The 22,683-nt window shown below is 57.6% G+C and carries 23 protein-coding genes and 1 tRNA gene; 9 read left to right on the top strand and 15 right to left on the bottom strand.

Features of this window, described 5'->3' with window-relative positions:
* Nucleotides 1-18: 18 nt before the first annotated feature.
* The 7 genes from ACEN2J_RS15135 to ACEN2J_RS15165 form a co-directional block, all read right to left on the bottom strand.
* Nucleotides 19-858 carry a DUF4167 domain-containing protein gene (locus ACEN2J_RS15135; RefSeq protein ID WP_442106945.1) on the bottom strand — a complete coding sequence of 280 codons (840 nt, stop codon included), beginning with the start codon at nt 856-858 and terminating at the stop codon, nt 19-21.
* A gap of 257 nt (nt 859-1,115) precedes the next feature.
* Complete coding sequence (gene prmC, locus ACEN2J_RS15140) at nt 1,116-1,958, bottom strand: peptide chain release factor N(5)-glutamine methyltransferase (RefSeq protein ID WP_442106946.1); 843 nt, start codon at nt 1,956-1,958, stop codon at nt 1,116-1,118.
* The gene (prfA, locus tag ACEN2J_RS15145) at nt 1,955-3,007 is read right to left on the bottom strand and encodes a peptide chain release factor 1 (RefSeq protein ID WP_442106947.1); all 1,053 of its coding nucleotides are present in this window, start codon (nt 3,005-3,007) and stop codon (nt 1,955-1,957) included. The genes prmC and prfA overlap by 4 nt, the downstream gene beginning before the upstream one ends.
* A gap of 117 nt (nt 3,008-3,124) precedes the next feature.
* Nucleotides 3,125-3,547 (bottom strand): DUF1499 domain-containing protein, encoded by a 423-nt coding sequence (locus ACEN2J_RS15150; protein WP_442106948.1) that lies wholly within the window; start codon nt 3,545-3,547, stop codon nt 3,125-3,127.
* 11 nt (nt 3,548-3,558) lie between these two features.
* Nucleotides 3,559-4,524: an agmatinase gene (gene speB / locus ACEN2J_RS15155; RefSeq protein ID WP_442106949.1), complete on the bottom strand. Its 966-nt coding sequence runs from the start codon at nt 4,522-4,524 to the stop codon at nt 3,559-3,561.
* 86 nt (nt 4,525-4,610) lie between these two features.
* Nucleotides 4,611-6,017, bottom strand: a complete 1,407-nt coding sequence (locus tag ACEN2J_RS15160) for an aminotransferase (RefSeq protein ID WP_442106950.1) — start codon at nt 6,015-6,017, stop codon at nt 4,611-4,613.
* Between the two features lie 287 nt (nt 6,018-6,304).
* Nucleotides 6,305-7,468 carry a M20 aminoacylase family protein gene (locus tag ACEN2J_RS15165; RefSeq protein WP_442106951.1) on the bottom strand — a complete coding sequence of 388 codons (1,164 nt, stop codon included), beginning with the start codon at nt 7,466-7,468 and terminating at the stop codon, nt 6,305-6,307.
* A 129-nt stretch (nt 7,469-7,597) separates the two neighbouring features.
* On the opposite strand from ACEN2J_RS15165, the gene mazG reads away from it, so the two are divergent.
* From mazG to ACEN2J_RS15180, 3 genes are all read left to right on the top strand, one after another.
* Nucleotides 7,598-8,398 carry a nucleoside triphosphate pyrophosphohydrolase gene (gene mazG, locus ACEN2J_RS15170; protein ID WP_442106989.1) on the top strand — a complete coding sequence of 267 codons (801 nt, stop codon included), beginning with the start codon at nt 7,598-7,600 and terminating at the stop codon, nt 8,396-8,398.
* A 114-nt stretch (nt 8,399-8,512) separates the two neighbouring features.
* A complete protein-coding gene (locus ACEN2J_RS15175) occupies nt 8,513-9,523 on the top strand; it encodes a Fe(3+) ABC transporter substrate-binding protein (RefSeq protein ID WP_442106952.1) in 1,011 nt (336 codons plus the stop codon).
* A 107-nt stretch (nt 9,524-9,630) separates the two neighbouring features.
* On the top strand, nt 9,631-10,572 hold the full coding sequence (locus ACEN2J_RS15180; RefSeq protein ID WP_442106953.1) for a nucleoside hydrolase: 942 nt from the start codon (nt 9,631-9,633) through the stop codon (nt 10,570-10,572).
* Here the strand turns inward: ACEN2J_RS15180 and ACEN2J_RS15185 are convergent.
* The 8 genes from ACEN2J_RS15185 to pdxH form a co-directional block, all read right to left on the bottom strand.
* On the bottom strand, nt 10,559-11,599 hold the full coding sequence (locus ACEN2J_RS15185) for a sensor histidine kinase (RefSeq protein ID WP_442106954.1): 1,041 nt from the start codon (nt 11,597-11,599) through the stop codon (nt 10,559-10,561). The genes ACEN2J_RS15180 and ACEN2J_RS15185 overlap by 14 nt on opposite strands.
* Before the next feature lie 137 nt (nt 11,600-11,736).
* Nucleotides 11,737-12,762 (bottom strand): L-threonine 3-dehydrogenase, encoded by a 1,026-nt coding sequence (gene tdh, locus ACEN2J_RS15190; RefSeq protein ID WP_442106990.1) that lies wholly within the window; start codon nt 12,760-12,762, stop codon nt 11,737-11,739.
* Nucleotides 12,763-12,773: 11 nt separating this feature from the next.
* The gene (gene kbl, locus ACEN2J_RS15195; RefSeq protein WP_442106955.1) at nt 12,774-13,955 is read right to left on the bottom strand and encodes a glycine C-acetyltransferase; all 1,182 of its coding nucleotides are present in this window, start codon (nt 13,953-13,955) and stop codon (nt 12,774-12,776) included.
* Between the two features lie 156 nt (nt 13,956-14,111).
* Entirely contained in the window at nt 14,112-14,669 is a 558-nt protein-coding gene (locus tag ACEN2J_RS15200) for a helix-turn-helix domain-containing protein (protein ID WP_442106956.1), read from the bottom strand.
* A gap of 105 nt (nt 14,670-14,774) precedes the next feature.
* A tRNA-Pro gene (locus ACEN2J_RS15205) sits at nt 14,775-14,851 on the bottom strand.
* A 75-nt stretch (nt 14,852-14,926) separates the two neighbouring features.
* Nucleotides 14,927-15,403 carry a DUF192 domain-containing protein gene (locus ACEN2J_RS15210; protein WP_442106957.1) on the bottom strand — a complete coding sequence of 159 codons (477 nt, stop codon included), beginning with the start codon at nt 15,401-15,403 and terminating at the stop codon, nt 14,927-14,929.
* Nucleotides 15,400-15,933 carry a cold-shock protein gene (locus ACEN2J_RS15215; RefSeq protein ID WP_442106958.1) on the bottom strand — a complete coding sequence of 178 codons (534 nt, stop codon included), beginning with the start codon at nt 15,931-15,933 and terminating at the stop codon, nt 15,400-15,402. The genes ACEN2J_RS15210 and ACEN2J_RS15215 overlap by 4 nt, the downstream gene beginning before the upstream one ends.
* Before the next feature lie 115 nt (nt 15,934-16,048).
* Nucleotides 16,049-16,651 carry a pyridoxamine 5'-phosphate oxidase gene (gene pdxH / locus ACEN2J_RS15220; RefSeq protein ID WP_442106959.1) on the bottom strand — a complete coding sequence of 201 codons (603 nt, stop codon included), beginning with the start codon at nt 16,649-16,651 and terminating at the stop codon, nt 16,049-16,051.
* A gap of 157 nt (nt 16,652-16,808) precedes the next feature.
* Between pdxH and fabI the strand changes: the two genes are divergently transcribed.
* From fabI to ACEN2J_RS15250, 6 genes are all read left to right on the top strand, one after another.
* Nucleotides 16,809-17,654, top strand: coding sequence for an enoyl-ACP reductase FabI (gene fabI, locus ACEN2J_RS15225; RefSeq protein WP_442106960.1), 846 nt, complete (start codon nt 16,809-16,811; stop codon nt 17,652-17,654).
* Entirely contained in the window at nt 17,651-18,256 is a 606-nt protein-coding gene (locus ACEN2J_RS15230) for a LysE family translocator (protein WP_442106961.1), read from the top strand. Before fabI ends, ACEN2J_RS15230 begins: the two co-directional genes overlap by 4 nt.
* A gap of 9 nt (nt 18,257-18,265) precedes the next feature.
* A complete protein-coding gene (locus ACEN2J_RS15235) occupies nt 18,266-18,880 on the top strand; it encodes a LysE family translocator (RefSeq protein ID WP_442106962.1) in 615 nt (204 codons plus the stop codon).
* A 15-nt stretch (nt 18,881-18,895) separates the two neighbouring features.
* Complete coding sequence (gene gpt / locus ACEN2J_RS15240) at nt 18,896-19,399, top strand: xanthine phosphoribosyltransferase (protein ID WP_442106963.1); 504 nt, start codon at nt 18,896-18,898, stop codon at nt 19,397-19,399.
* 90 nt (nt 19,400-19,489) lie between these two features.
* Nucleotides 19,490-20,668, top strand: coding sequence for an aminotransferase (locus ACEN2J_RS15245; RefSeq protein ID WP_442106964.1), 1,179 nt, complete (start codon nt 19,490-19,492; stop codon nt 20,666-20,668).
* 134 nt (nt 20,669-20,802) lie between these two features.
* Nucleotides 20,803-22,680 (top strand): SurA N-terminal domain-containing protein, encoded by a 1,878-nt coding sequence (locus ACEN2J_RS15250; RefSeq protein ID WP_442106965.1) that lies wholly within the window; start codon nt 20,803-20,805, stop codon nt 22,678-22,680.
* Nucleotides 22,681-22,683 lie beyond the last annotated feature (3 nt).

The raw sequence follows: 22,683 nt of genomic DNA on the forward strand, positions 1-22,683 counted from the left end.
GGCAGTAACCCTCAAACCTTATTCGGCGGCTTGGTCACCAGCGGTATCGGTTTTCGGTCCATCCGAACCTGCCTCGGCCTTAGGCTTGCGGGGCGCACGTGGTTTGCGCGCAGGTTTGGGCTGATCATCAACAGCCGAGGCATCGGGCTTGCCCGCAGGCTGCGCCTCAGCATGTTCCACATTTTGCTTTGGGCGTGGGGTACGGTGCCGTGGCAGACGGCGGGTTTCAGGTGTTTCCACCAAACCGATATCATCGTCACCGACAGAGGCTTCGATCACATCAGGCACATTACCTGCATCGTCAGAACGCCCAGAGTCGCGCCGATTTTCAGTGCGATTTTCAGTGCGGCCTTCGCCGCGATTATCACGACGGACCTCATTACGACCCTCGTTCCTGTTGTCAGAACGGTTATCGGGGCGATTATCGGGCCGTTCGTCACGGCGACCGTCATTGCGCCCCTCGTTACGGTTGTCGGAACGATCATCCCGCAAATCAGGCTGCTGGTTATCGCCACGATCTTGCTGACGGTCACGCTGCTGATTTTGCGTGTTTTGCTGGTGCTGATTGTTCTGGATATCTTGCTGGCGGCGCGCCTCTTGTTCGGCTTGCATTTCGCGCTGCGCTTCGGCCAACATACGCGTGTAATGCTCGGCGTGCTGCAAGAAGTTCTCGGCATTCACCCGATCATTCGACAGCTGCGCATCGCGCGACAGTTGGTTGTATTTTTCAATAATTTGCTGCGGCGTACCACGCACTTTGCCTTCGGGGCCGGAGCTGTCGAAGACACGGTTGGTGATATTGCCGAGGGTGCGCGGGCGGTTCGATTTCGAACGCGAGCGGGACTTGGAAGATCTCATCTTGTCCTTTTATCCAGAACTATCTGGCTTTGACTTTGCGCCGGCGGTCTAGGATAGACGCGTCATACCCTTAGCCGGGCGCATCAAAAATTTTGGCATTGCGTACAAGTATGAGAACCGAGCGAACCCGGGGCATTCCCCTGTACAGGTCTTGTCTAACCATGGGTTGGATGGTCTGACAAGTAAAAATTCGCCAAAGTGGCAGTTATCCTCAGGAATTTAGCGATTCATTGCGGATAAGATGCCTAAAACCCGCATTAAGCGCCGATAAGCCGGCCCTGCACCACGCGGTCGCGCCCATCCAGATCGGGCAAGCACGCGACATTTGAAAAGCCGTTATCCCTGAAAAAACCTGCGACAGCGGCGCCTTGGGTCGGCCCGACTTCAACCATCAGCCAACCACCTGCGTTTAGATGGGCCGCAGCACCGGCCGTAATGACTCGGTACGGCGTCAGCCCGTCACCGCCGGGCGTAAGCGCCAAATGCGGCTCCCAATCGCGGACCTCGGGCGACAACGTGGCCATCTCATTCGCCGCGATATAGGGCGGGTTGGAAACGATCAGGTCAAACTGCCCTTGCACGGGGTCAAACCAACTGCCCTGCCCCCATGTGACGCGCGCCTGTGGCAGAAGCCGTTTCTGGTTGGCTTGGGCGACAGCAAGCGCTGCCTGCGACAAGTCTACGCCGCACCCCCAAGCGGTGGGAGTCTCGGCCAGCAGTGTCATCAGGATGCAGCCCGACCCCGTGCCCAAATCAAGCACCGATGTGAACGGCACGGCAAGCGCCGCTGCAATCAGGCATTCCGTCTCGGGGCGTGGGTCCAAAACATCGGGGGTGACAGAAAACGACCGGCCCCAAAACAGCCGCGCGCCGATGATTTGGCTAACGGGCTGACGGGTGGCGCGGGCCTCAATGGTTTGGGTTAAGCGCGCGAGTTGCGCGGCATCCAGCATGTCTTGGGGAGAGCGCAGCGCCAAGCCCGCCCGATCACAGCCCAGAACATGCGCCAACAGCACGGCCACATCTTGGGCGGCATCGGGAACACCGGCCTCTAGCAGACGCGCAACAGCTGCACGCCGCGCTGTAAACAGAGTCGTCATTGCATCTCGGCCAGTTTGCGCGCTTGATCATCCGAGATCAGCGCATCAATCACCGGATCCAGATCGCCGCCCATAATCTGGCCCAAGGAATAGAGCGTCAGGTTGATGCGGTGGTCAGTCATCCGGCCTTGCGGAAAATTATAGGTGCGGATGCGTTCGGACCGGTCGCCCGACCCCACCTGACTTTTGCGATTGGCCGACCGTTCGGCATCAACGCGTTCGCGCTCGGCCTCAAACAGCCGCGCGCGCAAAACTTGCATGGCGGCCACGCGGTTTTGGTGCTGCGATTTCATAGCTGACACCACAATAATGCCAGTAGGCAAGTGAGTGATCCTCACAGCCGAATCTGTGGTGTTGACGTGCTGACCGCCCGCACCCGAGGCGCGCATCGTATCAATCCGGATATCCGAAGCGGGGATGTCGATATCGACCTCTTCGGCCTCGGGCAACACCGCCACTGTGGCCGCCGACGTATGCACCCGCCCGCCGCTTTCGGTTTCGGGGACACGCTGCACACGGTGCACGCCCGATTCGTATTTCATACGGGCAAACACGCCCTCACCTTGGATATGGGCCGTAAGCTCGCGGATGCCGCCCAGATCGCTTTCTTGGAGTTCAAGAATTTCAAAGGTCCAGCCGCGATTCTCGGCATAGCGGCGGTACATGTTCAGCAAATCGCCAGCAAAAAGAGCCGCCTCATCGCCGCCCGTGCCGGGACGGATTTCCAAAATAGCGGGCCGCCCGTCGGCCGCATCCTTGGGTAGAAGGGCCAACTGTAAAGCGGCCTCCATTTCCTCAATCCGGTCTTTGAGATCGGGGATTTCCTCTTCGGCCAAGCGGCGCATTTCGGGATCTGTCAGCATGATCTGGGCTTCGGCCAAGTCATCAAGCGCGCGGCGATAGGCGTCAATTTCTGTGACCACAGGTTTCAGGTCACCATATTCACGGCTGAGCTTGGCGATCTCAGAAGGCGGTGCGCCAGCGGAAAGCTTCGCCTCGATAAACTCGAAACGTTGGGTGATCTGCGCGAGGGTATCAAGTGGGACCATGTGAGCGGTTTGTCCTATGAACGAGGCTGGGTCAAGCGACACGCGATGGCTGGTTTTTGAACCAGTGACGCACAAGCCGCCGCCCCCGCGCGAGGTATTTTTTCCAAGATGAAGCCATTAGAGTTTGGCCAGCCAATCCTTGAGGCGGGCCGCGTTGACGCCAAGATCGGATTTGCCAAAGCGCAGGCGGGCATGGATGTAGAGGCCATCCGCGTTGGTTTGCGCCGTGGTATAGTCAGGAAAGCCCCAAAGCGCCGAGCGCGTGACCCAAGTGATGCGGCCTTGATCCACGCTGCCCGCAAGACGGGCGGTGTGTGGCGAGGCCATGGCGATGGCATCAAGCCGCGCCAAAAGCCCGTCGGATGCCGGAATACGCAGCGTGGCCCCGTTGATTTGGGTGATGATCTCGGTCGCGCCTTGGTCGCCCACATAGGCTGCGGTTGGATCGACATTCCAGCGGGCGGAATCAGACGGGGCAAAGCGGACATATGCCGCAAAGCCCGCCACGACGATAAGAATGACAGCGAGGGTCGTAATCATAAAACTTGCTTTCATTTCCGGTGATGCGCCCAGTGATAGAGGCAAATCAGCTCATGCGCGACATGGGCGCCTGCAATGGCTGTGGCGCCGGTTGTGTCATAAGCGGGGGACACTTCGACAATATCCCCGCCAACCATGTTGATACCAGCCAGATCACGCAGGCAGGCCGCAGCTTGCCACGTATGCAAGCCCCCCCAGACAGGCGTGCCGGTGCCGGGGGCAGCAGACGGGTCAAGGCAATCAATGTCAAAGGTCACATAGGTCGGATTTTGGCCGACGATTTCTTTGGCGCGGGCCACAGCATAGGCGCAGCCCTTTTCATGCACGGTGCGCGCATCAATGTATTCAACGCCCAAGTAGTCATCACAATGGGTGCGGATACCGATTTGCACGCTGGTTTTGGGGTCGATGAGGCCGGTCTTCACAGCTTTATAAAAGAACGTGCCGTGATCGATGCGTTCCATATCATCATCCTGCCACAGATCGGAATGGGCGTCGAAATGGATCACCGACATCGGCCCGTATTTCTCGGCATAGGCGCGCAGGATCGGCAGCGTTATGAAATGGTCTCCGCCAAGCGTCACTGTCCCCGGCCCCGCCTTTAGGATGGTGCGGATGTGATCGGTCAGAAGGCCCGGAAAGCTGGGGGTATGAGCGTAGTCAAATGCCACATCGCCGTAATCGACAATTGCCATATCTTCCAACGGGTTGGTGGGCCAACCGTAAGGCGGGTCAAAGGGTTGCAGCGTGCTGGCCTCACGTATCGCACGCGGGCCGAAACGGGTGCCGGTGCGGTGGGTCACGGCTTGGTCAAACGGCACGCCGGTGATGGCCAGATCAACCCCGGTCAGGTCTTTGGTATAGCGACGGCGCAGGAACGACGTCGCCCCCGCAAAGGCATTTTCAAACGCGAGGCCCCGCAGGCCTTGGCGCGTGAACGCCCCGTCGACTTCGTTCTTTGCATCCTCTAACGCCATGCTTTTCCTCATATGCAAAGCGTCGTTTCGTTACCGGAGACGCCGAAAATCCGGAATGTGCAGGAAGGGGTAAACCCTGCAAACTGTCAAGCCAAACGCACGCCTTCGCGGGTCAAATCATCGACAACCTGACGGATGGATTTGGCCAAGATTTCCGCCACGAAATCAACCTGCGCTGTGGTAATCGTAAGGGGCGGCGACATGACATTCAGGTGCCCCATCGGACGCACCATCAGGCCCATGGATTCGGCGGTGTCCGAGATGCGTTTGCCGACGTCTAACTCATCAGGCAGCAGGGTTTTGCGGGCTTTGTCAGCGACATTTTCCACGCAAACCATTAGCTTACTGCCGCGTACATCGCCGACCATCGGCAGGGCTTTCATCTCGGCCATACGCGTTTCAAAATAGGCGCCAACGCGGGTGGCATTGCCCAGCAAATCCTCACGCTCCATAATTTCGATGTTTTTCAAGGCGGCGGCACAGGACACCGGATGGCCGGAATAGGTGAAACCAGAGGTAAACCAGCGCCCGCCATCGGCGGCCATTGCAGCCCAGATACGATCGGAAAAAATGAGGGCGCCCAAGGGGATATAGCCCGATGTTAAACCTTTGGCACAAGTGATCATATCGGGCTGAATGCCGAATTGATCTAGGCTGGCGAACCAATGGCCAGTGCGGCCAAAGGCGGTGACCACCTCATCCGCGATGAACAGGATATCATGCTGGGCGCAGATCGCGGCCATGCGCGGCAGATAGCCTTCGGGGGGTACAATCACACCGCCCGAGGCTTGGATCGGTTCGGCAAAGAAGCCACCAATGTTTTCCGCGCCAACCTCGGCGATTTTTGCGGCGAACTCGGCAACCAGATGGTCGCAAAACGCGGCCTCATCCATGCCGTCGGGCGCGCGATAGAAATTGGGGGCGCTGACGTGGTGGATACCACTTTCCTTATAGCGAAACTGCGGCACGCGATCGCCGGGGCGTTTGCCGATGCTTTGGCTGATATAGGTCGATCCGTGATAGCTGTAGTTGCGGGCGATCACTTGGGTTTTATCGGGGCGGCCCATACAGGTTTGATAGTAATGAACCATTCGGTACGCGGTATCGATTGCCGTCGAGCCGCCCGTGGTGAAATGCACGCGGTTCAGATCACCGGGGGCGAGGCTGGCGAGCTTGGCCCCCAGCATTGCCGAGGGACCATTGGCCATATCGACAAAGCTGTTGGCAAAGCCAAGCTGGACCGCCTGATCGGCCATCGCTTGGCCCATTTCCGCGCGGCCAAGCCCGATATTGGTGCACCACATGCCGCCCACCGCATCAAAATAGCGCCGCCCCTCGGCATCCCACAAATAGCACCCCTCGCCCCGCGCCATGAGCAAGGAACCGTCCTTTTCAAACGGGCCGAAATTCGCCCAAGGATGCAGCGAATGATCGTGGTCCATTTGCCAAAGCTCTGCAGGCGTTGGGCCGTTCTGGGGGAAATTGTTGGTCATTTTCGGGCTCCTGCACTTTATCTTTGGCCTGAGCTTAGCATTTTGATCATATTTTGACTAGGCGATCAGAAACGCTATACACAGCGGTTGCCTAGATATGGTGGTCTAAAGGTTGATTGCGTCGATCCTTGGCGGTTGCGACGGAGGTTGACGGGAAAGGCTGCGATTCGGGGCGGACGAAAGGGGCCTCTCCCGCCATTCGTTATCAGCGCGGGGCCTGGCCCCGCACTGCAGCCTCAAGGTTGGGCATGGCAGGTTTTTCAAAGGGAAAAACCTGCGACAGCGCATTAGGGCAAAGGCTGCGCGCGTTCCACAAGACGGGCAAAGAAGCTAGCGCCAACGGGGGCCGCGTCATCGTTGAAATTATAGGCGGGGTGGTGAAGCCCTGCCCCATCGCCGATGCCCATGAATAGATAGGCGCCCGGGCGCGCCTCTAGCATGTAGCTGAAATCCTCGGACCCCATTTCGCGCGGGCCGTCGGCCTGAACAGCATCGGCGCCGGAAATCTCGGTGGCCACCTCGACAGCAAAACCGGCTTGATCGGCGTGGTTGATCGTGGCCGGATAACCCCAATCATAGTCGATTGCCGCAGTGACGCCGTAAGCGACAGCATGGCCTTCGACGATTTCATAAAGGCGGCGTTTTAGCAGTTCGCGGACTTCGGGTTTAAAACACCGGATCGTGGCGCAGAACCAGCCATCCTCGGGGATGATATTGCTGGCCGAACCGGTGTGAATTTGCGTGACCGAAATCACCGCCTCATCCAGCGCGTAAACATTGCGTGGGATGATGGTTTGGATCGCCTGCACCATGCCGACAATCGCCACAACCGGATCTACGCAGACATGCGGCGTGGCACCATGCCCACCCTTGCCCGTCACCTTGACCACCGCGGTATCAACCGAGGCCATAAACGCCCCCGGCGTGGTGACAAAATGACCAAAAGCCACGCCCGGTGCGTTGTGAATGCCGTACACCTGCGCGATGCCAAAACGGTCCATCACGCCTTCTTGCACCATCACCTCGCCACCGCCACCATCTTCCTCGGCCGGTTGGAACAGCAAGGCGACGCGGCCTGTAAAGCGGCGGGTTTCACAAAGGTATTTCGCAGCCCCCAGCAGCATCGTGACATGGCCGTCATGGCCGCAGGCATGCATCCGCCCCGGCACGGTAGAGGCGTAATCCACGCCCGTTGCCTCGGTAATCGGCAGCGCATCCATATCGGCGCGCAAACCGATGGTCGGCCCGGCACCTGTGCCGTTGATGATCGCGACGATGCCGCTGGTGGCGATGCCTTCATGCAGCTCATCCACACCAAATTCGCGCAGACGGGCGGCGATAAAGGCCGCCGTCTCAAAGCAGTTAAACCGCAGTTCTGGGTGCTGGTGTAAATGGCGACGCCACCCTGTCATTTCATCCGCGTATCCGGCAATGGCATTCAAGACGGGCATGGGCTACTCCTATGGTCTAAGCTTTGCCCGCCACTTGACTGTAATTTGATAGGAACCGCAATGGCCCCGCACACGCCCGACAAGACGCTTGAAGACAGCAACGCGCTGATCGCCGACCCGCAAGGCGGGATGCCGCGGCTGTTGGAAATTATGGCGCGGCTGCGCGACCCAGACAGCGGCTGCCCGTGGGACATTGAGCAAAACTTTGCTACCATTGCACCCTATACGATTGAGGAAGCCTATGAGGTGGCCGACGCGATTGAGCGCAAAGCTTGGGCCGAGTTGGAAGGCGAGCTGGGCGATTTGCTGCTGCAATCGGTCTATCATGCACGGATCGGGCAAGAGGCGGGGCTGTTTGATTTTGACAGCATAACCAAGGCCATCGCCGATAAAATGGTCGCGCGTCACCCGCATCTGTTTGGCGACGAGTCGCGTGATAAAAGCGCCGAACAGCAAACCCGCGATTGGGAGCGCCTGAAAGCGGCCGAGCGTGGCCCTGCGCGTGTGCTGGACGGTGTGGCACTTGGGCTGCCCGCCCTGACCCGCGCGGTAAAGCTGCAAAAACGGGCGGCGCGGGTGGGGTTTGACTGGCCGTCAACCGACCAAGTGCTGGACAAGATCATTGAGGAAACGCACGAATTGGTAGAGGCCCGCGACAGCCTGACCAAGGCGGAACAGGCCGAAGAGTTTGGGGATTTACTGTTCGTTATGGCCAACCTCGCGCGGCATATGGAGATCGACCCCGAGGCCGCTTTACGCGCGGCCAATGAAAAGTTCACCCGCCGCTTTGGCCGCATTGAGGACTTTCTGGCGGATGAGGGCAAGGCACCGGCACAAAGCGATCTGGTTGAGATGGATACATTGTGGGACCGCGCCAAAGCCGAGGACAAGGCGGCCAAGGCAGAGCGTGCGGGCCAGCCACGGGATTAGGTATTTTTGCCAAGATGAAATTGGGGAATTTTTCCGAGCTTATCTGTCAGGTATTGACCAAAGTAAAAGACTCAGGTTTAAGAGCTGCATAAATTCCGACTAAAGAGGTCAACAATGAAACTTCGCTTGCCCACCCTTGCCATTCTTGCAATTGGCGCTGTCGCATTGCCCGCCGTGGCCGATGAGGTGAACGTCTATTCCCACCGCCAACCCGAGCTTATTCAACCGCTGGCCGATGCTTTTACGGCCGAGACCGGCATAGACGTGAACATTGCGTTTGTTGACAAGGGCATGGCCGAACGGCTGATCGCCGAAGGCAACCGCAGCCCCGCCGATTTGGTGCTAACGGTCGATATTGCGCGATTGACCCAGATCGTCGATGCGGGCGTCACCCAAGCCGTGGACTCTGACATTCTTCAGGCCAATATCCCTGCCAATTTCCGCGATGCGGGGAATGAATGGTTCGGCCTTACATCACGCGCGCGGATTATCTATGCGTCCAAAGAGCGTGTAGCGCAGGGCGAGATTACGACTTATGAGGATTTGGCCTCGGATAAGTGGAAAGGGCGGCTCTGCTCACGCTCGGGGACCAATGACTATAATGTCGCCCTCTTGGGCGCGGTGATCGCCCACCATGGCGAGGCCTATGCGAAAACCTGGGCCGAGGGGCTGAAGGCCAACCTTGCCCGCAAACCAGCAGGCGGCGACCGTGATCAGGCCAAGGCGATTTGGGCCGGCGAGTGCGATATCGCTATCGGCAACACCTATTACATGGGCCAGATCGTTAACGACCCGGAGCAAAAGCAATGGGCCGATGCGATCCGTGTTGATTTTCCGGTGTTTGAAGGCGACGGCACCCATATGAACATTTCTGGCGTCGCGATGACCAAATCAGCCCCCAACAAAGCGGCTGCACAGCAATTTATGGAATGGCTTTCGGGCGATCACGCGCAAAAGATCTATGCCGAAACCAACTATGAGTACCCTGTAAAGCCCGGCGTTGCGCGGTCGGCGCTGGTACAAAGCTGGGGTGAGTTTACGCCAGACAGCCTTGACCTTGCCGCCGTGGCCAAAGAACGCCCCGCCGCCCTGCGCATCATGGAAGAGATCAACTTCGACGGCTAAGGCGTTTTGAACACATGAAAAACGGAGGCATCGCGCCTCCGTTTTTTATCGGATGGACAAATCTGTGCGCTTCGGCTTTTCTATCCAAAACGACAAAGGACAGACCCATGGCACCGCGCAAGATTATCATCGACACAGACCCCGGCCAAGATGATGCTGTGGCCATTTTGCTTGCCCTCGCCAGCCCGGATGAATTGGACGTGCTGGGCATCACGGCGGTTGCAGGCAACGTGCCCTTGGCGCTGACGGCGAAAAACGCGCGGATTGTGTGCGAGTTGGCAGGCAAACCCGATGTTAAGGTTTTTGCTGGCTGTGACGCGCCGCTAACGCGCAAGCTGGTCACGGCCGAGCATGTTCACGGCAAAACCGGGCTTGATGGCCCACAACTGCCCGTGCCCAAGATGGCCTTGCAAACCCAGCACGCTGTTGATTTCATTATTGAAACGATACGGGCGGAACCTGCGGGCAGTGTTACGCTCTGCCCGCTTGGGCCGCTAACAAATATCGCCACGGCCTTGCAACGCGCCCCCGACATCGCGCCAAAGATTGCCGAGATTGTCCTGATGGGCGGCGCCTATTTTGAGGTAGGCAATATCACCCCCGCAGCCGAATTCAACATTTATGTCGACCCGGAAGCCGCTGATATTGTGTTTAAATCTGGCATCCCAATAACGGTACTGCCGCTAGATGTAACCCATAAAGTGCTGACGACCAGACCCCGCATTCAGGCGTTTCGCGATATGGGCAGCGAAGCGGGCCGCATGGTTGCGGAATGGACCGATTTCTTTGAGCGGTTTGACAAGGAAAAATACGGATCAGAAGGCGCGCCGCTGCATGATCCTTGTGTGATCGCGTGGCTGCTGCAGCCAGACTTGTTCAAGGGACGCCAGATCAACGTCGAAATTGAAACCACGTCCGAGCTGACGCTGGGCATGACCGTGGCCGATTGGTGGGGCGTGACAGACCGCGCAGCGAATGCGCTGTTCATCGGCGATGTCGATGCTGACGGGTTCTTTGCGCTGCTGACCGAGCGGATCAGGCGCTTGTAACCTCACCCATCGGCAGCGAAATACTAAAGGTACTGCCCACGCCTTTTTCACTGGCAATCATCAGCCGGCCCCGGTGTCGGTTGATGATGTGTTTGACGATCGCAAGGCCCAAGCCGGTACCGCCCTTTTCGCGTGAACGGTGCGAATCAACGCGGTAAAATCGTTCGGTCAAACGCGGTAAGTGAACGGCATCTATCCCCTCGCCTTGATCAATCACATCAATCCGCACGGCAGGGCTGCGCAGGGCCTGATCACGCGGGATCTGATGCAAAACCACCCGAACCAGCTTGTCACTGCCACCATATTTCACCGCATTCTCGATCAGATTTGTCAGAACTTGCGCCATCTGATCTGTGTCGGCGCGCACCATCACATCCGGTTCACTCGTCAGCTCAACCACCACCCGTGCGGCCTCTTGCACAGGGCGCAGGTCACACAGCACACGCGCCAATAATTGCGAAATGTTAATCATTTGCGTCGGGCGCACCCGTTCTTGGGCCTCTACCCGGCTAAGGGATAACAGGTCGCCGACAAGCCGGTTCATCCGCCCTGCCTCGCGCCCCATGACCGCCAGAAACCTATCTCTTGCCGCCGCATCATTACGCGCAGCACCTTGTAATGTCTCAATAAACCCCATCAATGCGGTCAGGGGTGTGCGCAGCTCATGGCTGACATTCGCCACAAAATCGCGCCGCAGCTGGCCCACTTGTTCCTGCTCGCTGATATCTTCAAACGCACACATTGCGCCCGATGGCACGGGGGTCACGGTCACCCGAAAGATCTGCTCTCCCGTCCCTTTTTGGCGGATATAGCGCGTCACGGCGGCGACATTGTTGCGCAAGGCCGCCTCAATACAATCGGCCATTGCGGGCTGCCTGAACGCCATCAAATAGAGCCGCCCCAACAGATCTTCGCCCATCGAGGCGCGCGCTGCACTATTCAACGTAGCAATGCGGCCATCGGATGCGATCAGCAAAGCGGGCATCGGAATGCCCTCTAAAATCAGTGGCGCAGGGGGCATTTCCATAGCAAGTCATCCTATCGTGTTCACACGCGTACATTGCTGCCCCGATGGCATGACGGCAAGCACTTAACCGCCGCTGCCAAAGCTGCACATATGCAACCCTAAGGCATGAATGTATGGAAATTGTAACAGCCTGCGCGTTACGTCCAGTCCAACACGACTTTCCCCGAAAGGCCCGAGCGCATAGCGGCAAAGCCCTGTTCAAAGTCATCGACCTTAAAGCGGTGAGTGATGACGCGCCGCACTTCCAACCCATTTTCCAGCATGGCAATCATCTTGTACCATGTTTCAAAAATCTCACGCCCGTAAACGCCTTTGATGGTGATCGCCTTAAACACAATCCGGCTCCAATCCACCGGCGACTTGCCGGGGGGAATGCCAAGCATCGCGATACGCCCGCCCATGGTCATCGCCTCAACCATTTGGTCAAGAGCGGCTTGGTTGCCCGACATTTCCATACCGACATCAAAGCCTTGCTTCATTTTCAGCCGCGCAATCACCGATGGCAAATCCTCATGGCCTACATTCACCGGCACCACATCGGCCACCTGCGCCGCAAGGTCGAGCCGGGCTTGGTTTACATCTGTAATCACCACATGCCGCGCGCCGACATGCCGCGCCACAGCCGCCGCCATTATCCCGATCGGGCCTGCGCCTGTGATCAACACATCCTCACCTACCAGATCAAAGCTTAACGCCGTATGAACCGCATTGCCCAGCGGGTCTAATATCGCGCCGATGTCATCGTCAATCACATCGGGCAACGGCACCACGTTAAAGGCAGGCAAGCGCAGATATTCGGCAAAGGCCCCTTGCTCATTCACGCCAATGCCGCGCGTTGCCGGATCAAGATGAAACTTGCCCGCGCGGCTTTGGCGGCTGTTCTTGCCAATCAAATGCCCCTCGCCCGAGCAGCGCTGCCCGATCTCAAGCCCTTCAACATTGCGCCCCATATCCACGATTTCACCCGCGAACTCATGCCCAGTAACCAACGGCACAGGCACCGTTTTTGCCGCCCACTCATCCCAATTCCAAATGTGAATATCGGTGCCGCAAATTCCGGTTTTGCGGATGCGGATCAGCACGTCATCCGGTCCGATTTCGGGCACAGGGCGCCGCTCCATCCATAGCCCCGGCTCTGCACGCGCCTTTACCAAGGCTTTCATATCATTGCGCATTACAACACTCCTACGCTATGGCCCGCGGCCACAAATGCCTCTAGCCCGAAATCCAGATCATCCCGCGTCAGCGCCGCATTCATCTGCGTCCGTATCCGCGCACGGCCCTTTGGCACCACAGGGAAAAAGAAGCCCGCCACATGCACTCCGCGCTTGCCCAGATCGGCAGCCATCGCTTGCGCCAACCGCGCCTCGCCCAGCATGACCGGAACAATCGGATGCGCGCCCGGCAGCAATTCAAACCCTGCGTCCGCAAGTCCGGCGCGCCAATAGCTGGCATTCGCAAACAACTGTGCGCGCAGATCATCGGCACGTTCGACCAAATCCAATGCCGTCAGCCCTGCCGCAACGATGGCAGGCGGCAAAGCATTGGAAAACAAATACGGCCGCGCCCGTTGTCGCAGCAGGTCTATCACCGCCTGCGGCCCTGCGATATAGCCTCCCAAAGCCCCCCCGAGCGCCTTGCCCAAGGTCCCCGTCACAATATCTGCCTGCACCCCGAAATGCGCCGGTGTGCCGCGCCCTTGCGGCCCCATAAAGCCGGTAGCATGGCAATCATCCACCATGAGCAACGCGCCATAAGTATCTGCCAAAGCCCGTATTTCCGGCAGTTTGGCCAAATACCCATCCATCGAGAAAACACCATCGGTCGCGATCATGATAAACCGCGCGCCATCGGCCCGCGCAGTTTGTAGTTGCAGCTCTAGGTCCGCCATATCCGAATTAGCATAGCGATAGCGCCGCGCCTTACACAGCCGGATCCCGTCAATAATCGAGGCATGGTTCAAACTGTCCGAAATCACCGCATCCTCGGGGCCCAAAAGCGGCTCAAACAGTCCGCCGTTGGCATCGAAACAGGCTGCAAAAAGGATCGAGTCGTCATGCCCCAAATAGCCCGCCAGCCGTGCCTCCAATTGGCGGTGCAAGTCTTGGGTTCCACATATAAACCGCACGGACGCCATGCCAAACCCATGATCGTTCAACGCGCCGTGCGCCGCCGCTATCAAATCAGGATGATCGGCCAGCCCCAGATAATTATTGGCACAAAGGTTCAGCATTTGCCGCCCCTCCATCGCGACATGCGCCCCTTGCGGTCCCGATATCAGCCGCTCATGTTTGGTCATACCAGCCGTTTCAATCGCTGCAAGCTCATTACGAATGTGGTCCAAGAATTCCGACATAACCGATCGCCCCTCAATGTTCCCAAAAACACTGCCATATCCCGCCAATAACGTCAATATAGCAGATAAAATTCCGCTATATTGGAATCATCTGTTTCTAAATATCCTAGGGGGTGAGGTGCCTTGCACCGAGGGGGCAACGCCCCCCTGAAACTCTTAGCTGCCTTGCACGATCAGAATTGCGCGCGCCGCAGCCCCCGCAATCTCTTCAATCGCGTGGTCACGGTCGGCAAAATAACGCGCCGTATCGCCTTGGCCAATCTCAACCACGTCCGCGCCTGAAACAACGCGCAAGCGGCCCTCGGTCACCGTCAGATGTTCACGGCAGCCGGTCGAATGCGGGGCCGACCGCAGCGTACCGCCTGCACCAAAGCCCAAATCATAAACCTCATGCTCACCGACCGTTTCGGCGGGTGATAGAATCCTGATCCGCACCCCTTTGCCGTGGCCCGTCATCACCGGGGCCTCGGCCGCCCGGGTTACATCAATCCCCGGCTCGGGCCTTGCATCTAACAGTCCGGCAAAATCCACGCCAAGCGCTTGGGTCAGGTTCCACAGCGTCGCCACGGTCGGACTTGATTCGCCGCGCTCGATCTGGCTGACCATTGACCGGCTGACGCCAGAAATCCCCGCTACCGCATCAAGGCTTAACCCTTTGGCCTTGCGGGCCGCGCGCAGCCGTTCGGCCAGACGATCGGTGATACTGTCGTTCATCACACCCAAAACCCCATAATTTTAGCGCCCAATATCACCATTACCGGCAGGGCGCGTCAACCAAAGCTATATTGTGAAAACCCTAAAGTAGGTTAAACTTTGAAATGGTCGGGGCGATAGGATTCGAACCTACGACATCCAGTTCCCAAAACTGGCGCGCTACCAGACTGCGCTACGCCCCGACATTTCAACCACGATCTTGTCTTACAAACCGTTCGTGAGCGCTTACTAACGAATGCTTTCCGGGATGAAAAGACCTATTTCGCGTCACAAGGCCAAGAAGCTGAATTTTGTTTGAAATCTGGGTGGCGCATCACCGATCCTGCGGTAATCCCAAGCTTTTTTGCCAACCCACCGTTGATTTCAAGGATCGCAAGAATGTCCGTTCCACCATCGATTCCGGTTTCATCATGCGGAATCGCATTGGCATGCACGTGTTTTACCAGACCCGTAGAATCGGCGAAAATCATATCCAGAGGAATCAGCGTGTTTTTCATCCAAAACACGGCATGCTGGGGGCGTTCGTAGAAAAAGACCATGCCCGCAGAGGATGCCATCTCTTCGCGAAACATTAATCCTTTGGCCCGCTCAGCTGGGTCATCCGCAACCTCTACCGAGAATCGCGCCATGCCACCGTTCGTTAACCTGATCTCAACTTGATCAGGGGCGCATCCTGCCCAAACAGCGGCAGGAGATGCTAATAGAAGCCCTAGAATACATCCCAACCGGTTCATTTCTGAACCTTCAGCGAAGCATCCCAAGCGAGAACCTGCGCCGCCATGCGCCCGCGTTTGCCTTCTAAAATTCGCAAGCTGATCGCTTCGCCTGCCGCCAAGTCTGCAAACCCCGACATGCGCAGCACCTCGATATGCACAAACACATCTTCGGCACGGCCAAACACGTTGGCAAAGCCAAAACCCTTACCTTTGTCGAACCACTTTACCCGTGCAGGTTCCAGCGGGCAGGCCGCAATTTCTTCGGCGGTAAAGCTGTTGCCTTCGCTCGCCATCACAAACCCGGTCCCTTCGGGTGGTGTGATCGAGAAAACTTCAACCGCTTGCACGCCACGTTGCGTGTGTTGAACATTTACAACGATTTCGGCGCCATCGGCGACCGTGCTTTGGCCAAAGTTTCGCAGTACATTTGCATGCAGCAAAACATCTGTGCCCGTCTCTTCCGACAGGATAAAGCCGAACCCTTTTACCGGATCAAACCATTTCACGCGACCGTGGAGGATTTCCTCCGGCTTTTCTTCTGCTTCCATAATCAGGCCTTTTCCCCAGATTTAGCCTTTAAAGCCCCGTTTTGTTAGAAGTGCCGCGGCGGATCAAGGTTATTCTGCGACATTAGCGCACATTGCGACCTGCGTTGACGCACGGTCAAGGATTAAGCCGCACAATGTCCCAAGGTTTATTGCCATCAGGGCGTGACCATTTAAAACGGTCGTGTAACCGAAACGCACCATCTGCCCAAAACTCTATTTCGGTTGGAATGATTCGAATACCGCCCCAAAACGGCGGGCGCTTTGGCATTGGGCCATGTGCAGCCGTTACTTTTGCGACTTCGGCCATCAAAGCGGTACGCGACGACAGCGGTTGCGACTGTTGCGAGGCCCATGCCCCCAAGCGGCTTTTCAGCGAACGCGATGCATAATAAGCGTCTGCGGGCGGCCCCTCCTCGCGCTCGGTGATGCCGCGCACCCGAATTTGACGACGCAGGCTTTTCCAATGCATGACGAAGGCGGCTTTGCCCGCCTGCTCAATTTCCTGCCCCTTTTGGCTGGTGTAATTGGTATAAAACACAAAGGCCGCAGGCTCGATATCCTTAAGCAGCACCATGCGTGCGTTCGGCATTCCGGTGCTATCCACCGTTGAAAGCGCGATCGCGTTGGGGTCATTCACTTCAGTGGCCGTGGCCTCGGCCAACCACGTCTGCGCCAAAACGAACGGGTCATCGCCCGCAAAAATCCCGCTTCTATCCATTTTAGCCCCTCGTTTACAGCACACGCCTTAAGTGCCGCTTTCACCAAGTTTTAACCTTTAGGCACTCAAGCGCAAGCCCTTGCCCCACGAGACTTGCTGCCGCAACGCGTTTCGCTTAAACCAATAATCAACATTCCGGATTTAAATAGGGGAAACTATGGCTGGATTAATGGCAGGCAAGCGCGGGCTCATCATGGGCCTTGCCAACGACAAATCCATCGCTTGGGGCATCGCCAAAGCCTGCGCCGACCAAGGGGCCGAGCTTGCGTTTTCCTATCAAGGTGAACAGCTGAAAAAACGGGTCGAGCCTTTGGCTAAATCGATTGGCTCATCCGTGATGATCGAATGCGATGTCACAAACGAGGCGTCACTGGATGGCGTGTTTGAGCATTTGAAAGAGGTTTGGGGCAGCATTGATTTCGTTGTCCACGCAATCGGCTTTTCAGATAAGAACGAGCTGCGCGGCCGTTACGTTGATACGGGGCGCGAGAACTTTCTGATGTCGATGGATATTTCCGTCTACTCCTTTACTGCCGTGTGCAAACGCGCTGCGGCGATGATGAACCCCGGTGGCAGCTTGCTGACGCTGACGTATTACGGCGCCGAAAAGGTTATGCCGCATTACAACGTCATGGGCCTGTGCAAAGCCGCACTTGAAGCATCGGTGAAATACATCGCCGAGGATCTTGGCAAAGACGGTATCCGCTGTAACGCCATTTCGGCTGGCCCGATCAAAACGCTGGCCGCGTCGGGTATCGGCGACTTCCGCTATATTATGCGCTGGAATGAGCTGAACTCGCCCCTGCGCCGCAACGTGACCCAAGATGAGGTTGGCAAGGCCGCCGTCTTCCTGCTGTCCGACCTTGGTTCGGGAACAACGGGTGAAAACCTGCATGTCGATGCGGGCTATCATGTGGTTGGGATGAAGGCCGTTGACGCGCCCGATATCGACGTGGTCACCGCCAAAGCCCAAAAGGGTGCTGCGCCATCGGCTGAAGAATGACGCCAGAGCCATTTCTGGCTCTGATAGCGGTTCTAACCCCGGCGATTCTATCGCCGGGGCCTGCAATTATTGCCGCCACACAAATGGCCTTGGCCCAAGGCCGCGAAAAAGCCTTGCCTTACGGGCTGGGGCTGGCATTCGGGGCCTCCCTTTGGTGCCTCTTTGCGCTGTTGGGGCTTGCAGTCATATTCAAACTTTACCCGCCTCTGTTCATCGCCGCTAAATTTGGCGGGGGTGTCTATTTGCTTTATATGGCGTGGGGGTTGTGGCGCGCGGCAAGGTCGCCTTTGCCACCTGCAGCCAAACGCCGCTTTGGCGATGGGTTTCTGGGCGGGATCATTCTTAATCTGTCCAACCCCAAGCCAGCACTGTTTTATTCGGCGGTGATCCTTAGCATTTTCCCCGATCCGCATGGGGCCGCAACCCTTGTTGCCATATATGCAACAGCCCTTGGGACCGAACTGTTTTGGTACGCCATCGTCACGACTTCCATGTCGACAAATGCGATGCGCAAGCGCTATTTTGCGGCTAAGTTCTGGATTGATACGATTGCTGCTATCGCCATGACGGCCCTAGCTGCCCTGCTTATTTTTAACCCGTAAAGGCCCGCCATGACGCTTACCGCATTTCTCGCCGTCGCATTCTTGCACCTTATGGCCGCGATCAGCCCTGGCCCTGCTGTCCTTATGTCCGCGCGTACTGGCGTCACCGAAGGCCTGCGCACCGGCACGTTCTTGGCCTTTGGCATCGGGCTTGGCGCTGTGATCTGGGCGATGGCGGCACTGTTTGGCCTTGCCATCGTGTTTCAGGCCGCACCTGCATTGCTTTGGGCGCTGAAAATCATCGGTGGGATTTACCTGTTGCACATAGCATGGGGCATGTGGCGCGATGCGGCCAAACCACTGGACGTGGCGCAATCGGGCCGCCTGCCCCGCACCGCGTTTTCTGCTTTTCGGCTTGGTGTTGTCACCCAACTGACCAACCCCAAACCAGCTGTTATGTTCTCTGCTATTTTTATCGGCACTGTGCCACCCAACACGCCGATGTGGGTTTATGGCGCCCTGCTGACAGTGGTGTTCCTGAATGAGGCGCTGTGGAATATTCTCGTCGCGCGCATCTTTTCCTTTGAACGGACGCGCAGCGGCTATATCAGCCTTAAATCCATCATCGACAGAACCTTTGGCGGCATGCTTGCCATTCTGGGCCTGAAAATCGCCGTTACCTAAGTAAAGAGGACAACCATGACCGAACGCTTGCCCCATGAAAAAGGCTTCCACATCTCGTGGGATCAAATCCACCGTGACGCCCGTGCTTTGGCATGGCGGCTTGATGGCAAAGGCCCCGATAACGGCGCGTGGAAGGCTGTTGTCGGCATCACGCGCGGCGGCCTTGTGCCTGCGATGATCGTCGCGCGCGAGTTGGACATTCGTGTGGTCGATACGATTTCAGTGAAAAGCTATAGCCACCAAGACCGCGCCGAAGCCAAAGTGATCAAAGCGCCGCAAGCCGATGTGATGGGCGACGGCGAAGGTATTTTGATCGTCGATGACCTTGTTGATACCGGCAAAACGCTGGAACTCGTCCGGTCGCTCTACCCCAAGGCGCATTTCGCCACAGTCTATGCTAAGCCTCAGGGCCGCCCGATGGTTGAAACCTTTATCACCGAGGTCAGCCAAGACACATGGATTTTCTTTCCGTGGGATATGGCGCTGCAATATGTCCAGCCCTACCGTGGCAAAGATTAAAACCACCTTTTGCCGCCACAGGGTCAGAACATGTTCTGGCACCCTTCTGGCGGCACAAGATTTACGTTAACCCAGATGCCGGAGCGCGCCATGACAACACCTCTCCATCCCGCTATGGCCGCCACCGAAAGCCCCCCCGTGATGGAGGCGCGGCGCTGGCTTGATGGCGTGGTGTTCCCCGAGGATCGCCCCCTGATCAACGTCTCCCAAGCCGCGCCGGTCGAGCCGCCGCCGCTCGCTCTGCGCCAAGCGATTGCCGATGCCGCCCTATACAATGACGCGGCACACCTTTACGGCCCTGTGCTTGGCCTGCCCGCCCTGCGGACGGAAATTGCACAGCAGTGGTCAGCCTCCTACGGCGGAAATATCCAACCCAATCAAGTCGCTATCACCCAAGGCTGCAATCAGGCCTTTACGGCTGTCATGTCCACTTTGGCAGGCGCAGGGGATGAGGTGATTTTGCCAACGCCATGGTATTTCAACCATAAAATGTGGTTTGATATGCAAGGCGTGCGCACCGTTCCGCTTGCCACCGGCGCAGGCCTTATCCCGCAGGCCACCGATGCCGCAGCCCTGATCACCCCAAACACGCGCGCGATTGTTCTGGTCAGCCCCAACAACCCCGGCGGGGCCGAGTATCCGGCCCAAACCTTGGCTGATTTCATGGCCTTGGCCCGCGAGCGTGGCATCAGTCTTATCGTCGATGAAACCTACCGCGACTTTGACAGCCGCACAGGCGCACCGCATCAGCTGTTCACAGATCCGCAATGGGCCAATACCCTGATCCACCTCTACAGCTTTTCCAAGGCGTATCGCCTGACCGGCCACCGCGTGGGTGCCATTGTTGCCTCGGAAAGCCGCCTCGTTCAGGTTGAAAAATTCCTCGATACGGTCGCCATTTGCCCCAACCAACTTGGCCAGATCGGCGCGTTATGGGGCATGCAAAACCTAGGCGACTGGGTCGCAACAGAACGTTTGGAAATCCTCTCCCGCCGCGCAGCAATGGTAAGTGGCTTCGAGACCCTGAACGATTGGACCCTGCTGGGTTGCGGCGCGTATTTTGCCTATGTCGAGCACCCCTACCCGATGCCCTCTGACCAACTTGCCAAAGCATTGGTTCAAAAAGCCAGCCTGCTCACCTTGCCCGGCACGATGTTTCAACCCACAGGCGCATCGGCAGGCAAACGCCAGCTCCGCATAGCCTTTGCCAATATCGGCGGCAGTGAAATTACACAATTCTTCAGCCGCCTCAAATCGCTTAATCTCTAACCTTATCATCTGTTTACAAATATCCCACGGGGGGTCTGGGGGGCGTGAAGCCACCCAGCGCCGACCAAGCCTCGCTTGCCCCCGCCCGCCTAAGCCCATAGATAGGGCAAAACCAGTTTCTGAAGGCAAAGCACATGTCAAATCCGACCGAAGAACCACGTCGCAAAAAGGGCAAAGCCACCAGCATTGTTGTCTGGGCTCTTATGGCCATGCTCGTCCTTGGCCTCGGTGGCTTTGGCATCACCAACTTCGGTGGCGGCGTCAGCGCCATCGGCACAGTGGGTAACCGCGAGATTGACGTAAATGACTACGCGCGCGCCCTGCAACAGCAGATGAACGCGCTGTCGGCACAGTTCGGCACGGCACTGACCATGCAGCAGGCGCAATCTTTGGGCCTTGACCAACAAGTGCGCCAACAGCTTATCAGCGCGGCCGCCCTTGACAATGAGGCCGATCGCATCGGCATTTCTGCTGGCGACGCGCGTATCGCCAAAGAGATTACAGACTCAAATTCCTTCAAAGGCGCTTCGGGTAAGTTTGACCGCGATACCTATCGCTTTACCCTTCAAAACAACAACCTGACCGAAGCCCAATATGAAAGCAAAATGCGCGAAGATTTGTCGCGCGCCTTGATCCAAGGCTCGGTCAGTGGTGGTTTTGCGGCCCCTGCTGCCCTGACCGAAACGCTTTACGCCTATATCTCGGAACGCCGCAGCTTGAACCTGTTGCACCTGACCGAGGCGGATTTGACCACACCGGTCGCCGACCCGACCGAAGACGCGTTGAAAGCCTATTACGACGCCAATATCGCCCAATTCACCGCCCCCGAGGCCCGCCGTATCACCTATGCCTCTCTGCTTCCCGAAGACCTCGCCGGCACGATGACGCTGGATGAAACCGCACTGAAAAAGCTTTACGATGAGCGCATTGCCGATTTTGTACAGCCCGAGCGCCGCTTGGTTGAGCGTTTGGTCTATCCCTCGCAAGAGGCTGCGGATGCCGCAAAAGCCAAGCTTGATGCAGGCACCTCGTTTGAGGATCTGGTGGCCGAGCGCGGGATAAAACTGTCCGATATTGACCTTGGCGATCAGTCGCAGGCCGATCTTGGTGCCGCAGGCGAAGCCGTATTTGCACTGGCCGAACCCGGTATTGTTGGCCCCTTTGCCTCGGATCTCGGGCCTGCCTTGTTTCGGATGAACGGCATTTTGGCCGCCCAAAACATCAGCTTTGATGAGGCCCGCCCCGACCTGGCTGCGGAACTGGCGACCGATGCTGCCCGCCGCGCTATTGCCGACAAGATCGAAGCGATTGATGACCAACTTGCCAGCGGAGCCACGCTGGAGGATCTGGCCAAAGAGTCTGGCATGACCTTGGGCAAGATCGATTTCTCTGGCCAATCCAGCGAAGGTATGGCTGCCTATCCTGCGTTTCGCACAGCCGCCGAAGAGGCCGTACAAGGCGATTTCCCCGAAGTCGTGCAAACCGATGATGGTGGCATTTTCGCCCTGCGTCTCGAAGAAATCGTGCCGCCAACCCCGATCCCACTGGCCGATGCCCATGACGCGGTTGATAGCAGCTGGCGCGTGCAGGCAATCCAAAAGGCCCTCTCTGACCTCGCGGCTGAGATCAAAGCGCAGGTTGACGCCGGCGCATCGTTGGGCGGATTTGGTGTGACCGAAGTTATCCCCAACCTTACCCGATCCAGCACGATTGAGGGTGTTCCGGCCGCAGTCCTGACCGAAACGTTCAAAATCGATACCGGCGAAACCCGCGTGGTCGAAGGCAACACGCCTGACAATGCCAGCTATGTTGGTCTGGTCCAATTGCAAAGCATCACCCCCGGTGTGGCCAGCGGTGAAGACGCCGACGCGCTAAAGGGTGCGATTTCTGCGCAGGTCGAACAGGCCTTGTCGCAAGACGCTTTCACGCTTTACACCAACGCGCTGACCCAAGACGCAGGGATCACGTTGAACACTACGGCGATCAACGCCGTGCATTCCCAATTTCGGTAACGG

The sequence above is a fragment of the Pseudorhodobacter sp. W20_MBD10_FR17 genome, from assembly GCF_052119765.1.
In the GTDB taxonomy this organism is placed as follows: domain Bacteria; phylum Pseudomonadota; class Alphaproteobacteria; order Rhodobacterales; family Rhodobacteraceae; genus Pseudorhodobacter.